Source organism: Thalassococcus sp. (assembly GCF_982780845.1).
Genome location: NZ_CEYADA010000001.1, coordinates 67,678 through 82,604, shown reverse-complemented (window position 1 = coordinate 82,604; position 14,927 = coordinate 67,678). Strand labels below are relative to the sequence as shown.

17 protein-coding genes are annotated in these 14,927 nt (G+C 58.9%); 10 read left to right on the top strand and 7 right to left on the bottom strand.

Annotation, left to right across the window (positions count from 1 at the left end):
- Positions 1-39 precede the first annotated feature (39 nt).
- Complete coding sequence (locus AC4FIA_RS00415) at positions 40-615, top strand: YqgE/AlgH family protein (RefSeq protein WP_490364275.1); 576 nt, start codon at positions 40-42, stop codon at positions 613-615.
- On the opposite strand, the gene AC4FIA_RS00410 is transcribed toward AC4FIA_RS00415, so the two are convergent.
- Genes AC4FIA_RS00410 through iolC form a run of 3 tightly spaced genes read right to left on the bottom strand, consistent with a single transcriptional unit; the run spans position 612 to position 3,273 of the window.
- Entirely contained in the window at positions 612-1,442 is an 831-nt protein-coding gene (locus tag AC4FIA_RS00410; protein WP_490364274.1) for a class II fructose-bisphosphate aldolase, read from the bottom strand. The two genes, AC4FIA_RS00415 and AC4FIA_RS00410, sit on opposite strands and share 4 nt — an antisense overlap.
- Entirely contained in the window at positions 1,439-2,281 is an 843-nt protein-coding gene (locus tag AC4FIA_RS00405) for a 5-deoxy-glucuronate isomerase (RefSeq protein ID WP_490364273.1), read from the bottom strand. Before AC4FIA_RS00405 ends, AC4FIA_RS00410 begins: the two co-directional genes overlap by 4 nt.
- 11 nt (positions 2,282-2,292) lie before the next feature.
- Positions 2,293-3,273, bottom strand: a complete 981-nt coding sequence (iolC, locus tag AC4FIA_RS00400) for a 5-dehydro-2-deoxygluconokinase (RefSeq protein ID WP_490364272.1) — start codon at positions 3,271-3,273, stop codon at positions 2,293-2,295.
- 104 nt (positions 3,274-3,377) lie between these two features.
- Here iolC and AC4FIA_RS00395 point away from each other — a divergent pair, with 104 nt between their 5' ends.
- From AC4FIA_RS00395 to AC4FIA_RS00375, 5 genes are all read left to right on the top strand, one after another.
- Positions 3,378-4,481 (top strand): Gfo/Idh/MocA family protein, encoded by a 1,104-nt coding sequence (locus AC4FIA_RS00395; RefSeq protein ID WP_490364271.1) that lies wholly within the window; start codon positions 3,378-3,380, stop codon positions 4,479-4,481.
- 14 nt (positions 4,482-4,495) lie between these two features.
- Entirely contained in the window at positions 4,496-5,389 is an 894-nt protein-coding gene (locus AC4FIA_RS00390) for a sugar phosphate isomerase/epimerase family protein (RefSeq protein WP_490364270.1), read from the top strand.
- Positions 5,390-5,401: 12 nt separating this feature from the next.
- Positions 5,402-6,535: a Gfo/Idh/MocA family protein gene (locus AC4FIA_RS00385; protein WP_490364269.1), complete on the top strand. Its 1,134-nt coding sequence runs from the start codon at positions 5,402-5,404 to the stop codon at positions 6,533-6,535.
- A 200-nt stretch (positions 6,536-6,735) separates the two neighbouring features.
- The gene (locus AC4FIA_RS00380) at positions 6,736-7,464 is read left to right on the top strand and encodes a hypothetical protein (protein WP_490364268.1); all 729 of its coding nucleotides are present in this window, start codon (positions 6,736-6,738) and stop codon (positions 7,462-7,464) included.
- The gene (locus AC4FIA_RS00375) at positions 7,465-7,935 is read left to right on the top strand and encodes a DUF1330 domain-containing protein (RefSeq protein ID WP_490364267.1); all 471 of its coding nucleotides are present in this window, start codon (positions 7,465-7,467) and stop codon (positions 7,933-7,935) included.
- Between the two features lie 117 nt (positions 7,936-8,052).
- Here the strand turns inward: AC4FIA_RS00375 and AC4FIA_RS00370 are convergent, their stop codons facing one another.
- Both AC4FIA_RS00370 and AC4FIA_RS00365 read right to left on the bottom strand, forming a co-directional pair.
- The gene (locus tag AC4FIA_RS00370; protein WP_490364266.1) at positions 8,053-9,048 is read right to left on the bottom strand and encodes a LacI family DNA-binding transcriptional regulator; all 996 of its coding nucleotides are present in this window, start codon (positions 9,046-9,048) and stop codon (positions 8,053-8,055) included.
- An 82-nt stretch (positions 9,049-9,130) separates the two neighbouring features.
- A complete protein-coding gene (locus AC4FIA_RS00365) occupies positions 9,131-10,087 on the bottom strand; it encodes an L-threonylcarbamoyladenylate synthase (protein ID WP_490364265.1) in 957 nt (318 codons plus the stop codon).
- 130 nt (positions 10,088-10,217) lie between these two features.
- On the opposite strand from AC4FIA_RS00365, the gene AC4FIA_RS00360 reads away from it, so the two are divergent.
- The 4 genes from AC4FIA_RS00360 (at position 10,218) to AC4FIA_RS00345 (ending at position 13,904) form a co-directional block, all read left to right on the top strand.
- Positions 10,218-11,933, top strand: coding sequence for an acyl-CoA dehydrogenase (locus AC4FIA_RS00360; protein WP_490364264.1), 1,716 nt, complete (start codon positions 10,218-10,220; stop codon positions 11,931-11,933).
- Positions 11,933-12,970, top strand: a complete 1,038-nt coding sequence (locus tag AC4FIA_RS00355) for an MBL fold metallo-hydrolase (protein WP_490364263.1) — start codon at positions 11,933-11,935, stop codon at positions 12,968-12,970. Before AC4FIA_RS00360 ends, AC4FIA_RS00355 begins: the two co-directional genes overlap by 1 nt.
- Before the next feature lie 108 nt (positions 12,971-13,078).
- Positions 13,079-13,213, top strand: a complete 135-nt coding sequence (locus tag AC4FIA_RS00350; RefSeq protein WP_103910422.1) for an aa3-type cytochrome c oxidase subunit IV — start codon at positions 13,079-13,081, stop codon at positions 13,211-13,213.
- A 34-nt stretch (positions 13,214-13,247) separates the two neighbouring features.
- Positions 13,248-13,904 (top strand): hypothetical protein, encoded by a 657-nt coding sequence (locus AC4FIA_RS00345; protein ID WP_287473450.1) that lies wholly within the window; start codon positions 13,248-13,250, stop codon positions 13,902-13,904.
- Here AC4FIA_RS00345 and AC4FIA_RS00340 read toward each other — a convergent pair.
- Together AC4FIA_RS00340 and AC4FIA_RS00335 are read right to left on the bottom strand one after the other, a co-directional pair.
- On the bottom strand, positions 13,889-14,215 hold the full coding sequence (locus AC4FIA_RS00340; RefSeq protein ID WP_103910420.1) for an AzlD domain-containing protein: 327 nt from the start codon (positions 14,213-14,215) through the stop codon (positions 13,889-13,891). The two genes, AC4FIA_RS00345 and AC4FIA_RS00340, sit on opposite strands and share 16 nt — an antisense overlap.
- Positions 14,212-14,922: an AzlC family ABC transporter permease gene (locus tag AC4FIA_RS00335; protein WP_103910419.1), complete on the bottom strand. Its 711-nt coding sequence runs from the start codon at positions 14,920-14,922 to the stop codon at positions 14,212-14,214. The genes AC4FIA_RS00340 and AC4FIA_RS00335 overlap by 4 nt, the downstream gene beginning before the upstream one ends.
- Between the last annotated feature and the right edge of the window lie 5 nt (positions 14,923-14,927).

Sequence of the window (14,927 nt, the reverse complement as noted above, 5' to 3'; positions counted from 1 at the left end):
GCGGTCGGCCATGCTGGTTGCAGATTATCGGAGCGGAGAATGGCTGATCGGTTGCAAGACACAAGCCTGACAGGAAAGCTGCTGATCGCCATGCCGGGCATGGGCGATCCCCGATTTCTACAAAGCGTCATCTACATGTGCGCCCATTCGGAAGACGGGGCCATGGGGTTGATCATCAATAAACCCAGCAAGGATATCCGCCTGAAAAAGCTGATGGATCAGTTGGATATCGAAGTGACGCCAGACATGGTGGATATGCCGGTGCAATTCGGCGGTCCGGTCGAAACGGGGCGCGGATTTGTGCTGCATTCGCCTGATTACACGTCGGTTGTGACGACGCTTGAGGTGAACCAAGATTTCCATATGACAGCGACGTTGGACATTCTGGAAGACATCGCCAAAGGCAAAGGTCCGCAGGAAAAGCTGATGTGTCTGGGCTATGCGGGGTGGGGCCCGAACCAGCTTGAGGGCGAGTTGGCCCAGAACGGCTGGCTTGTGTGTGATGCCGACCCGCTGTTGGTTTTCGGCACACCCAATGTGCTGAAATGGAGCGCGGCGCTGTCCACGCTGGGCGTGTCGCCGCATATGCTGTCTGCCGAAGGGGGCAGCGCCTAATCCGGCTTCAGATTGCGCAGGATGCGGCGGGTTGCCGTGACCAGCGGGTCGTGGGTTTGTTTCAAAATCTCGATACGGTCAAAAGCATTCGGGTCGCTGTCTAGTGCTGATCGCAACGCTTTTCCGAACGTTTGGCGCAGTTCGGTGCCGATGTTGAATTTGCAGACGTTCGAGTTTCCGGCCAAGGCGCGGCGTTGATCCATCGGCACACCCGATCCGCCGTGGATGACCAAAGGAACGCCGGTCAGCGCCTGAATGTCGCGCAGACGGGCTTCGTCCAGCGTGCTGCTGGCGCTGGATTGCAGATGTACGTTTCCGATCGAAATCGCCATGGCATCCACGCCCGTTTGTTCGGCGAAAATCGCGGCCTCGGCGGGGTCAGTGCCCTTTGACGCGGCACCGTCGTGATAGCCGACGAACCCGATCTCTCCTTCGCAAGAGGCCCCCGCCGCGTGGGCCATTTCGGCAATCGCTGCGGTCTTAGCGATATTGTCCTCAAGCGGTCTGCGCGATCCATCGTACATGACCGATGTGAACCCCAGATCCAACGCCATCTGGCATTCCTCGCGGCTGTAGCCGTGATCCAGATGCAAGACGACCGGCACGCTGGCCTGTTCTGCCAGATGCCGAAACATGGAGGCTATGATGGGCAGGGGCGTGTGGGCGCGGCATGCTGGACCGGCCTGTAGGATCACGGGCAGGCGCTCGGCCTCGGCGGCGGTTACGAAGGCGCGGGCATCTTCCCATCCCAGCACGACCAACCCCGCCACGGCATAGCCATCGCGCAGGGCTGGTTGCAGAACCTCGGACAGGGTGGCGACGGTCATTTAAACTTGGCCACCATATCCATAATGCCGGGGATCGTGTGCAGCTGTTCGGCATGGGTCGGCTGGAAATACTGTTTCAACGACCGCTGGCTAAGCCCGCCAAGGATGGTGAAATAATACATCTCGTACCCTGGCAGCACGCAGCAGGGGTGATAGCCCTTGTCGATCAGCACGGTGGACCCGTCCATGATGTGATAGGCATCGCCCGGTTTATTATCCATCCGCTGCAACATCTGAAGGCCCGATCCGTAGTTCGGCTTGAACCGGAAGTTATAGGTTTCATCGTGGCGTGTTTCGTCGGGCAGTCTGTCGGTGTCGTGTTTGTGGCTGGGAAAACCCGACCATCCACCTGCACCCACGGTAAACAGTTCGCTGACCAGTAAACGACCCACTTTGTCGTGGTGATGGGCGCCTAGGATATGTTTGATCTTGCGGTGCGTTTTGGTGTCGTCCGATCCGTATTGCACCACGTCCAGATCAGCCGCCCGCACATCGAATGGTTCCAGAACCTTGTCGTATTTCGCGCCGGCAATGAAGGTTTCGGTTTTGTCCGAAACACAGGTCAGACGTACCTTGGCGCCGACGGGCACGTAGACACCTTCCGGCTCGCCGTCCCAAACATCTTCGCCGCGATTGCCAAGCTGCGTGTAAACCGCGCCGTCCACATCGACATCCACGGTTCCAGTCGCGGGCACGACGCAGGTTTCATAGCCTTGAACCTGATATTCGAACACCTCGCCCTTGGTCAGTTTGACGATGTTGAAATAGGTCAGCGGAACAAGGTCGTCTTCGACATCCACGATGGGTTTGTTTGCATTGTCGTAGGGGGCGATATGCATGGTCGTCTTCCTCAGGGTTGCGTCGGAACGGGGTGATCGCGCAGGAACGCGTCTAGGTCTTCGGTGGTGGGCATGGCTGGCGCGCAGCCCGGTCGGCTGACGGTGATCGCGGCGCAGGCTGATCCGCGCAGGATGGCGGATTCCAGATCGTGTCCTGCCGCGAGCGACGCCAATAGGCCGGACAGAAAGCTGTCGCCCGCACCGACCGGTTTGATCGCTTTCGTCGGATAGACGCCGGTTCTGATCCGCTGGCCGGACCAGAAGGTGATCGCGCCGTCGGGGCCCATTTTGTAGATCGCCAGCTTGCCTGCCGTGGCCAGGTGTTCGGCCATCGCCAGCCCTTTGCCCGCGCCGCCGGCCATAAAGTCGAACTCTTCATCATTGCCGACAATCACATCGCTGGCCTCTGCCGCGCGGGTCAGAACATCGGAGGCAACCTCGGGCGAGAGCCATGAATAGGGGCGGTAGTCGATGTCAAAGACAATGGGCAGACCTGCGGCTTTGGCGTTGGCAAAGGCCTTGAACGTCGCGCTGCGCGAGGGTTCAGACGCGAACACGGTTCCGGCACCCAGCGCCACGTCAAAACGGGTGTAATCGACCTGATCGACATCCGACTCGGTCACCTGAAAATCGGCGGCCGCGTTGCGGTAGAGGACATTCTGGAAATCCTCGGTCCGGCTTTCGTAGACCGCCAGCGACGTGCGGAATTCCCCGTCAATCGACCGGATATAGTCTGTACTGACCCCGTAGTGTTTCAACCGGTTGATACAGAACCGTCCCACAGCGTCATTCGAAACGGAGGTGACCAGCGCGGCGCTGCTGCCCAGTTTGGAAAGGCCAACGCAAGTGTTGGCGGACGACCCACCCAGATCGGCCTGAAACACCTCGGCGTCTTCGCTTTTGACGCCGACGTCTTGTGCAAACAGGTCCATGCCCGCGCGGCCAAATACCACAAAGCGGTTGCCTCTGATCTTTTCGAAAAGCCTGTCCATCTTGGCCTCTTACGATCTGTAAATGCGTCTTGCGTGACGGTAGACCTCAGGATATGAATTTTGCAACCGGTTGCAAATGAAATCTGAGCAGGGGAGGGCGCAGAATGACCGAAATCGGAATAGGCATTCTTGGCGGCGGCTATATGGGGAAGGCGCATTCTGTCGCGATGGCAGCGGTGGGTGCCGTGTTCAATACCAAGCTGCGCCCGCGTCTGGAAATGATCTGCGCCACCTCGGATGAAAGCGCGGAACGGTATCGGGCGGCCTATGGATTTTCCCGCGCAACAAGCGACTGGAAGGAACTGGTCAACGACCCCAAGGTTGACGCGGTTGTCATCGCTTCCCCCCAAAGCACACACCGTATCGTCGCCGAGGCGGCCTTTGCGCTGGGCAAGCCTGTGTTCTGCGAAAAGCCGATGGGCGCGTCATTAGAAGACAGCGCCGCCATGGTCGCCGCGGCCGAGGCGTCCGGCATCGTCAACATGGTGGGCTTCAACTATATCCGCACACCCGCCAGCCAGTACGCCCGTCAACTGTTGGCCGAAGGTGCGATTGGAGACATCACGTGGTTCCGTGGGGAACACACCGAAGATTTTTATGCCAACCCCGAAATACCCGCCACATGGCGTGCAACGGGCCGCGCGAATGGAACCATGGGCGATTTGGCCCCCCATATGATCAATGCGGCATTGGCCCTGATGGGACCGATCAAAACGGTCATGGCCGAGACCGAGACTGTTCACCCACAACGTACGGGCGGCGCGGTTACGAACGATGATCAGGCACAGATGATGTGCCGCTTTGAAAACGGAGCGATGGGGCATTTGTACATCTCACGCGTCGCGACGGGGCGGAAGATGGGTTACGCTTACGAAATCACTGGCACCAAAGGCGCGATCCGGTTTGATCAGGAAGATCAGAATGCCCTGTGGCTTTATAAGGCCGAAGGTCCAGAAGCACAGCGCGGCTTTACCAAAATCCTGACGGGTCCGGCGCATCCTGATTACCTGCCGTTCTGTCAGGGCGCGGGCCATGGAACGGGCTATCAGGATCAGATCATCATCGAAGCCAAGGATTTCCTGACGGCCATCGCCGATGGCCAGTCGATGTGGCCGACATTCAAAGACGGGCATGAGGTGAACCGGATTATTTCGGCAGCGTTTGCATCGCATGAAAGCCGTGCGTGGCAGGATATCAGCGACTTCTAAGGGGAGGTGGCGCAATGGCGATCAGGATCGGAAATGCCCCCTGTTCTTGGGGTGTCGAGTTTGCCGATGACCCACGTAACCCCACGTGGGAAACGGTTCTGCAGCAATGTGCCGAGGCCGGATACAAGGGGATCGAACTCGGGCCAGTGGGCTTTATGCCCGAAGATCCGGTGTTGCTGGGCGATGCCCTAGCCCAACATGATCTGGAACTGATCGGCGGCGTTGTTTTCCGCCCGTTTCACGATCCGCTGGCATGGAGCGACGTTCTGGATGCCACCCATCGCACGGCCCGTTCCCTTGCCGCCCACGGAGCCAACCATCTGGTGCTGATCGACTCGATTTCCGAACGCCGCGCGCCCACCGCCGGACGGGTGGATGAGGCGGAACAGCTGAGCCCCACCGAATGGGACGGGTTGCGCAACCGTTTGGCCGAGGCCGCGCGCATCGGCACCCAAGAGTATGGCCTGACCGTCAGCATCCACGCCCATGCCGCGGGGTTCATGGACTTTGAACCAGAGCTGGAGCGTCTGCTGGACGAAGTCGACGAAAGCTTGCTGAAAATCTGTTTTGACACGGGCCATCACAGCTATGCGGGCTTTGATCCGGTGGTGTTCATGAAGCGGCATATGGATCGCATTTCCTATGTCCATTTCAAAGACACCGATCCCAAGGTGAAGGCGCATGTGATCGAAAACCGGATCGGGTTCTACGATGCCTGCGGGCAGGGGGTGTTCTGCAATCTCGGGCAGGGCGAAGTGGACTTTCCGGCGGTGCGCGAACTGCTGGAATCGTCGGGCTACGATGGCTGGTGCACGGTCGAACAAGACTGCGATCCGCTGCTTGATCCCGACCCAGTGGGCGATGCGCGCAAGAACCGCGATTATCTGAAATCTATCGGCTTTTCCTAAGGAGGCGTTGGAATGGCTAAACTGAAATGGGGCATGATTGGTGGCGGCGAAGGCAGCCAGATCGGACCGGCACACCGGTTGGGTGCTTTGGCGGACGGGCGGTTCGACTTTACCGCCGGTGCCTTGGATCACCGACCCGATGTGGGCCGTGAATATGCCCAACGCCTCGGGCTGGCGGCGGATCGCGCCTATGGGGACTGGCAGGAAATGCTGGCAGGTGAAAAGGATCGGTCCGACCGGATCGATCTGGTCACCGTCGCGACACCGAACTCGACCCATTTCGAGATTACCAAGGCCTTCCTTGAGGCGGGCTTCAATGTGCTCTGCGAAAAGCCGATGACCATGACCGTCGAGGAAGGCGAGGAAATACAGAAGATCGCTGCGAAAAGCGATGCAATCTGTGCGGTGAACTACTGTTATTCCGCTTACCCGATGGTCCGGCAGGCACGCGATATGGTGCGGTTCGGCGAGATCGGCAAGGTCCGTCTGGTGGTGACAAACTTCAGCCACGGCCATCATGGCGACGCCACAGATGCAGATAACCCGCGTGTACGCTGGCGCTATGATCCGGCGATGGCGGGTGTGTCGGGCCAGTTCGCCGATTGCGGTATCCACGCGTTGCATATGGCCAGCTTTATCGTCGGGGACGAGGTAGAGACCCTGTCAGCCGACTTTGCCTCGACAATCCTCAGCCGTGAATTGGAAGACGACGCTATGGTCAACTTCCGCATGTCTGGCGGCACGGTCGGGCGGCTTTGGACGTCTTCGGTGGCGATCGGGCGACAGCACGGGTTCGACATCCAGATATTCGGCGAAACAGGCGGCCTGCGCTGGGCGTCTGAACAGCCCAACCAGCTGATCTACACACCTGTCGGTGGCCGCACGCAGATCATCGAAAAAGGCGAAGGCGGCCTGCACCCCGACGCCCAACGCCTGTCACGCGTGGCGATTGCCCATCCAGAAGGCTTTCCTCTGGCCGTGGCCAACATCTACTGCGATCTGGCGGATGCGATTGCAGGGGAAACCCGCGATGCCCTGCCCACCTCCGAGGCCGGTCTGCGATCCATGGCGGCGGTGCATGCAGCGGTACGGTCTGCCAAAGAAAACGGAGCCTGGGTCGACGCAAGGCCGCCGATGTTCCGGTAGGGAAATGTGTAGCTAGGCTGTGCTTGAAATCGGGCGTCCGCACGATGAAAAGGCCTTGCGGTCCCTCTATGGATCCATTCCCACGTCCTTGACGCTCGTGTTCATTTCAGTTGCCTTTGCGGGCAACCGTGCCCGTGAAGAAATGTCTTGTCATTTTTCCAAGTTTAAGGGCTAAAAATATCGAGACTTGGAGAGATGATTTGAAAAATATTTTGATTGGCATTTTCAGTGCCCTTGTGCTGCCGGCGATATACTTTCTTTGGCAATTTTCAGCGGATCATCGCGTGAATAGCGAGTTGATCGATGGGTTGAAGCAGGAAGGACTTGTTCAGCTTGATGGTTGCAACCTGTTTATATCGCGTGAGGTTGAGGGAGAGAACGATGCCCCGATTTCTTTGACGCGTATCATCACCAAGGTCGACTTAAGAAATTACAATTTGAAAGAGTTCGGAATTCGTCCAACCGCCCAAGCAATCATTCTGCGCGTAAACAGATTGCCCCTGAGAGAGCGGACGCTGGAACAGGTCGCAAAAATAAATGACCTATCGGGCTTACGCGCGGAACAGTCTCCGCTTGATTCAGAAAGTATCAGAAAAATTCTAGAAGCCGAAAACGGTTCCCTTTTTTACCGTGTTATGGCTGAGGTGGTCAGCACGGACAGCGGAGAGCAACAGCTTGTTGCCCATGAAGATGCGCCCGATTTCTATGAATTCGCGACAGCGGTCGAGGAACTTCCTTCACCAATCAGCTTCCGCTCTACCACGACGTTTGCAACGGGAGGTCCATCTGCTGATACGCTGTTAACAGGAGAAATTATTCCTCTTCCTTTTCTCGAGTTCGCGGTCACCTCTGATGATAAAGCCAAAGAACTAGCCGAAGCCTTTGGTGCCTATGCAAAAAGAAACCACTGTCAAATCCTGAACCGTTAATTGCTGCACAGCGCGGCGGGTGATTTGCTGGGGCTGTTCAACAGTTCGCCCATGACCGCGATGGCGACATTGACGATGTCGCTGATGGGCAGGTGCCTCAATGTGGATTTGCCGAAAGCGCGTCGGCCTTTTAAGCTTTGTGCTCAGATTGGTTTAAAGGCTAGGGAAGGCAGGCATATGGCAGCGTTTGTAATCGGTCGGATGCAGATCCACAGCAGAGACTGGATGAGCGAATATTTCGACAAAATCCCGCATGTCGTTGCTGATCATAAGGGCCAATTTTTAGTACGTGGAGGGAATCCGGAAGGCTTGGAAGGGGACGACCTGCTTCCAGATGCGGCCTTCATCATTGAATTTCCCGACCGTGACCACGCAAAAGCGTTCTGGAATTCGGACGAGTTCCAAAAGCTTGCTGTCTTGCGCCGTTCGGGATCGACGCTGAACGCGATTTTGGTTGATAAACTGCCTTGAGTCGTTCGTAGCCCTCAGGTGGCATTGTAACCTGTTCGGCGACGCGACACCGAGTTTAATAATCGCTGACTGTTTTGGTGTCGCGATGGGTCAACCTGCTCAAAAATGCTATCTGGCTTACAGTTTTCTCAAAGTCCCCCGCTCCACCACCTTGCACTCAAAAATCCGCGCGGCGGGGGCTTTGGTGGGGGTGTTCAGCAGTTCGTCCATGACCGCGATGGCGGCATCGACGATGTCACTGATGGGTTGATGGATCGTGGTCAGCTCAATGTTGTTCCAGCCTGCGATTTCCATGTCGTTCAGGCCGATGATTCCGATGTCGTCGGGACAGCGCAGGCCGTGATCGGCGATGGCGGATATGGCGCCGATTGACAGGACATCATCACCGCAGAAATAGGCTTCGGCGCGGGGGGCGGTCAGCAGGCGCTGCATCTCGGCCCGACCGGCGTCAAAGGAATAGGCGGCGGCAAAGGACACGGTCAGGTCGATGTCATCGCGACCGCTCAACACCTCTTGAAACCCTTTCAGACGATCTTGGGTCGAGGTCGCTGTATCCGGCCCGCCCAGAAAGCCGATCTTGCGGTAGCCACGATCGATCAACGTCTGTGCCGCGATCCGTCCGCAGGCGACGTTGTCGATGCCGACGATATCGACCTTGGGGTTTGTCGCAGCGCGGCCGAAGGCGTGGACAACGGGCATGCCCGCGTCGTGGAAGGCTTCGGCAAATTCAGGGGGCAGGGTGGACGAGGCGACAACAACGCCATCCACCGAATACTGCCGCAGCATCCTGACCGAATTCGCGGGGTCCGTTTCGTCGGACAGGTTCACCAGCAAGGGGCGCAGGCCCTGTTCCTGAAGCCCGCGTGTGAACAGGTCGAAGATTTGCAGAAAGATCGGGTTGCGGAAGTTGTTGGACACTAAACCGATCAGCTTGGTGCGGCCCGTGGTCAGGGATGAGGCCAGGGCGTTCGGGCTGTAGCCCAGCTCTAAGGCGGCCTTTTCGACCTTTTCGCGCATTTTCGGGGATACCGATGCGCCGGGGGTAAAGGTTCGGGACACAGCCGAGGTCGACACGCCCGCGTAGCGCGCCACGTCTTTCAACGTCACAGCCATGTTGCGCGTGCCTTTTGTGTCACTTGGGACCCTCTCCACCTGCCACAGACGGGCCAAGCATATCCGGCAAAGCCCTCACCGTTCAAACCTGATCGTCGGGGCGTGGTGCCGCAGCGCGTCCAAGGCGGTCGTTGATGGCGCGGCCAAGACCTTCGTCTGGAATGGGCGACACAGCGATGACCGATGCCCCCTTGGCGTCCAGATCATGCAGGTGGGCAAACAGATTGGCAGCCGCTTCGGTCAGATCGCCAGTGGACGACAGGTTCAGATCGCAATCCACGTCGCCGAAACCCAGCCGCGTTTCGCGGTCATGCCAGTCTGTAGCGTTCAGGCGCATGCGGGCGTTGGGGGCATAGTGCGAGGCCAGTTGGCCGGGGGCACTGATGGCACCTGCTTCTTCGCGGATGGCGACGGGCAGACCCAAGACCGCTTCGATCTGGGTGCGCGTGATGGTGCCAGGGCGCAGGATTGTCGGCGTATCTGTCAAACCGATAATGGTCGATTCCAGCCCTTCGTCACAGGCCCCGCCCTCGACCACTGCCTCGATCCGGCTATCCAAAGTGGCCAGAACATGGTCGCTGCGCGTCGGGCTGATCTGGCCCGACCGGTTGGCCGAAGGGGCAGCGATGCCACCGCCGAAGTCACGCAGCAACGCGCGGGCCACTGGGTGGGCAGGCATGCGCACTGCCAAGCTGGGCAGACCGGCTGAAACGAGTTTCGACATCTTTGACCCGTCGGCCAAAGGCAGAACCATGGTCAGCGGGCCGGGCCAGAATGCTTTGGCCAGAACCTCGGCCTGATTGGACCAGATGACTTGGGCCTTCACATCATCCAGTTCAGCGAAATGCACGATCAGTGGGTTGAAACTCGGGCGACCCTTGGCCTCATAAATACGGGCCACTGCATGGTCATTTGTCGCATCTGCGCCCAAACCGTAGACAGTCTCGGTCGGGAATGCGACAAGCCCGCCGTCGCGCCAGATCGAAACCGCATCAGCGGTATGCTCCGATGTGATGCGTCGTGTCTGAGTTGGTTTCATGGGAAGATGCGCACCTATGACGCCGCGTTTTTGTTGAACAGGCAGTTAGAGGGGGTAAACCTGTCTCTAACGATGGCCGTCTGCATAGACCTGCTGGACGTGCTTGCCAAGAATTTCCAATGGAGGCTTCATGCCCTATCGCGCCCCTGTTTCCGACTTTACCTTTCTCTTTAATCAGATTGTTGGTCTGAACGACGTCACTGCCACCGAACGTTTCGAAGATGCGACAGCGGATGTGGTCGAGGCGATCATCGCAGAGGCCGGTAAACTGTGTGACGAAGTGGTCGCGCCGACGAACCGTCAGGGCGACCTGACGCCGGCGGTTCTGGAAAACGGTGTTGTGCGCGCGTCTCCTGGCTTTGGCGATGCGTATAAGGCGATTGCCGAAGGTGGCTGGGTGTCGGTTTCAGCCAGCCCTGAATTCGGCGGCATGGGCCTGCCCCAAGCGGTGGCAACCGCGGTAAACGACATGATGTCGGGTGCGAACCTTGCGCTGCAACTGTGCCCGCTGCTGACCCAAGGCCAGATCGAGGCGCTGGAGCATCACGCAAGCGACGAGATCAAGGAACTCTATCTGCCCAAGCTGATTTCCGGTGAATGGACAGGCACGATGAACCTGACCGAACCGCAGGCCGGTTCCGACGTTGGTGCGCTACGTTCCAAGGCCGAACCGAACGGTGACGGCACCTATAAGATCAGCGGCCAGAAGATTTACATCACGTGGGGTGATCACGATGTGGCGGAAAACATCTGTCATCTGGTGCTGGCCCGTCTGCCCGACGGTGCGCCCGGAACCAAAGGCATCAGCCTGTTCATGGTGCCCAAGTTCATTCCCGATGAGAACGGCAAGCCGGGCGTCGCGAACTCGCTGCGCTGTGTAAGCCTTGAACACAAGATGGGCCTGCATGGTTCGCCCACCGCCGTGATGCAGTACGACGAGGCGACTGGCTGGCTGGTCGGGTCGGAAAACGGCGGCATGAAAGCGATGTTCACGATGATGAACAACGCCCGTCTGGGTGTGGGTGCACAGGGCATCGGTATCGCCGAGGCGTCCTATCAGCACGCGCTGGCCTATGCGATGGACCGGACACAGGGTGCCAGCCCGATTGAAAACGGCACAGGCGCGATTATCGACCACGCGGATGTGCGCCGTATGCTGGCATCGATGAAGGCAGATATCTTTGCGGCCCGCGCCATTGCTTTGGCCTGTGCGGTTGCCATCGACATGGCGACAGCCACGGGCAAGCCGGAATGGTCGGCGCGCGCGGCCCTGCTGACACCGGTGGCTAAGGCCTTTGGTACTGACGTGGGCTGTGAAGTGGCCGACACGGGCGTTCAAATTCACGGCGGTATGGGTTTTGTCGAGGAAACCGGCGCGGCGCAGTTCCTGCGCGATGTGCGCGTGACCCCGATTTACGAGGGCACCAACGGCATTCAGGCGATGGACCTTGTGGCACGGAAAATGATGGACGGCGGCGACGCGATCTTTGCGCTGCTGGACGAAATCGAAGGCTTTGCCGAACAGGCGCGGGACAAGATGCCCGAACTGGCCGAACCGGTCTGGCAGGCCAGCGAAACGCTGCGTGAAACGGTCGAATGGATGGTCGCGCAGGGCAACCTGAACGAACGCTTTGCGGGTTCTGTTCCATTCTTGCGCGGGTTTGCCCGTGTGCTGGGTGGCTACTATCACCTTCAGGCGGCGATGCAGGAACCCGACAGCGCCCGTGCGCGTCTGGCGCGATTCTACATCAACCGTCTGTTGCCCGAGCACACAGGTGTTCTGGCGCACGCGCGGTGTGGGGCCGAAGACCTCTACGCGTTGTCGCCCGACGATCTGGCCGCGTAATGGACGGCGCGGCAGAGGGCATACGTTACCCCTGGACGGAACCGCCCGCCGAGGGCGAGGCAACGGAGATCGCAGAAGGGGTCTTGTGGCTTCGCCTACCGCTGCCGATGAAGCTGGATCACGTCAACATCTATGCGTTGGATGACGGCGATAGCTGGACACTGATTGACGCAGGTATCTACTCCAAACGCTCCATCGCGATTTGGGAAAAGCTGTTGGCGGGTCCCTTGGCGGGCAAGCCGGTTTCGCGGGTGATCCTGACGCATCATCACCCCGATCACGTGGGTATGGCCGGTTGGTTCCAGACGCGCGGCGCCAAGGTTTGGGCGACGCGCACCAGCTGGTTGTTTGCGCGTATGCTGACGCTGGACGCGCAGTCCACGCCAACGCCGGAAACGCTGGAATTCTGGCGCCGCTGCGGCATGTCGCAAGAGGTCTATGACCAGCGCGCGGCAGAACGACCCTTTAACTTTGCCGATGTGGTTCATCCGATGCCCTTGGGGTTCAAGCGGGTGCAAGAAGGCGATGTCATTCGCATCGGTGGGCGCGACTGGGACGTGCGGATCGGCAACGGCCATGCGCCCGAACACGCCACCTTCTGGAGCCGCGATGACAACCTGATCCTGGCAGGCGACCAGATGCTGCCGTCGATCAGTTCCAACATCGGTGTCTACGCGACGGAACCCGAAGCCGACCCTGTTAGCGACTGGATCGAGGCCTGCGAACGGCTGGCGTCACACGCACGGGCCGATCATCTGGTTCTAGGCGGTCACAAGCTACCTTTCACCGGCCTGCCGATGCGCATGCGCCAGTTGATCGACAACCATCACAGCGCGCTGAACCGTCTTGAGGCCCATCTGGACACGCCCAAAGCGGCGGGCGAATGCTTTATGCCGCTGTTCAAACGTAACATCGGCAGTGGTGAATACGGTCTCGCGCTGGTTGAGGCGATGTCCCACTGCCTTCACCTCTGGCACGAAGATCGGGCGACTCGCAGTGATCGGGATGACGGCGCTTGGGTGTTTAAAGCCCGATAATTGCGCATTTCGGCCTCCTTGCGGCAGAATGCGCCTAATGGACATCGTGACAGCCCGTTTTAAATGCGGTAGCAGACGGGAAACGCGACTCTGGAAGGGAATGAAACGATGGCAGAGCACAAGCACGGCGAAATGGACATCACTGTTCAGGAAGAAACATTTGCTGGTTTCGTCAGCTTCACGATCAAAACGTGTATTGCGATTCTGGTGGCTGTGGTCATTCTGGCGCTTGTCGGCGCATAAGCACCCCTGACTTTACGGAATATCCGAGGGCCTCATGACGCTATCGAAAGCATCGATTTGTCTTGTTGTGGCCCTTGGACTGTCTGGCTGTGCAGCGCACAGTCCGGACGATGTGTCTATCGAGACGACACAGCAATTCGCCTATCGCCATGATGGGCCTCCCGCTCTGACGCTGTACACGATGGTGTCAAACCGCTCGGGCAGCGGCGCACACAGCAGCATTATGATCAACGCATCACAGCGCGTGGTGTTCGACCCGGCTGGGTCGGTCAAACATCCCGCCATCGCGGAGCGTGGTGATGTTCTTTATGGCATCACGCCGCAGGTTGCCGATTTTTACGAACGGGCACATGCGCGGGAAACCTATCACGTGGTGATCCAGCGGATCGAGGTATCGCCTGAGGTTGCGGAAATGGCGCTGCGTCTGGCGCAGGATCGCGGCACCGTTGCCAGTGCGTTTTGTACCAACGCAACGTCCAGCCTGCTCAGCAAGCTTCCGGGATTCGAACAGATCAAACCGACGTTCTTCCCGGGCAATCTGCAGAAACAGATGTCTCAGGTTCCCGGCGTGACCGAACGCAAACTGTTCGAAAACGATTCGGATGATAAGGCCGAGGCGATCGCCGCCTTCAAACCCGAAGAAGCCAGCGTCACCAGTCCAAGCGGCGAAGCGCATCAGGGCAACAAGTAATTCCCCGAAATCAGGATTGCGGCACCGGCAAGGATCGAGGCCACGACGTTGCGCGTCTTATAGCCCACCACCAGTGTCGCCATCGCCGCAGTAAAGCGCAGCGGATCAAACGTGCCGCCCGTGGCGCTGGGCCATAGCACCAGTGGCGCGATCAGGGCTGGTAACACAGCAACAGCCGTATAGCGCAGATGGCGCAGCACCCATTCAGGCATGGCGCGGTCGCCGATCAGACCAAGGAACACAAAGCGCAGGCCAAAGCTTGCTGCGCCGAGACCGATGATTGTCAGCCAGATTTTCCATTCAGGGATCATGCTTTGGCCTCCTCTGCGCGGGTTTCGGCGTAGGCGCCTGTGATCATGCCTGCGATGGCCCCCACCATCAGGCCCAGATTGAAAGGCAACCATACAAAGGCCAGCGCCCCTGCCACGGCGGCGATGGCCGCCCAGACGTGTGCACGGGTGCGCAGCATCGGCCCGATCATCGCAAGGAAGGTGATGGGCACGGCAAAATCCAGACCCAGTTCAGGCGGGATCGCGTTGCCAACAATCGTGCCGGCCACTGTCGCCACATACCAAGGCAGGCAAATCGGTGTCACGACCCCCATGAAGAATGCGAATTTTTCGGCAAGTGTCAGCTGCGGGCGTTCCTCGTATTCAAGGATCGCGCTGGCATAGACCTGATCCACAAGGAAATACGCGGTCATCGCGCGCTTCCAAAGCGGCAGTCGGCCAAGGTGCGGGGTCATCGAGGCGGAATACATCGCCATCCGAAGGTTCACCGCAATGGCCGATGCCAGAACAACAACCATCGGGGCCTGATCCTGCAAAAGCTGAACAGCGGTGAACTGGGCGGCGCCAGCGATAACCACAACGGAAAAAGCCAGCGCTTCAAAACTGCTCATGCCCGCGTCCGTGGCGACGATCCCGAACAGCAGACCGAAGGGGATAATCACCATAAGAAACGGCACGCCAGTTCGAAAACCGCGCCAGAAACTTGACTTTGTGCTCGTGGCCACCATCACTC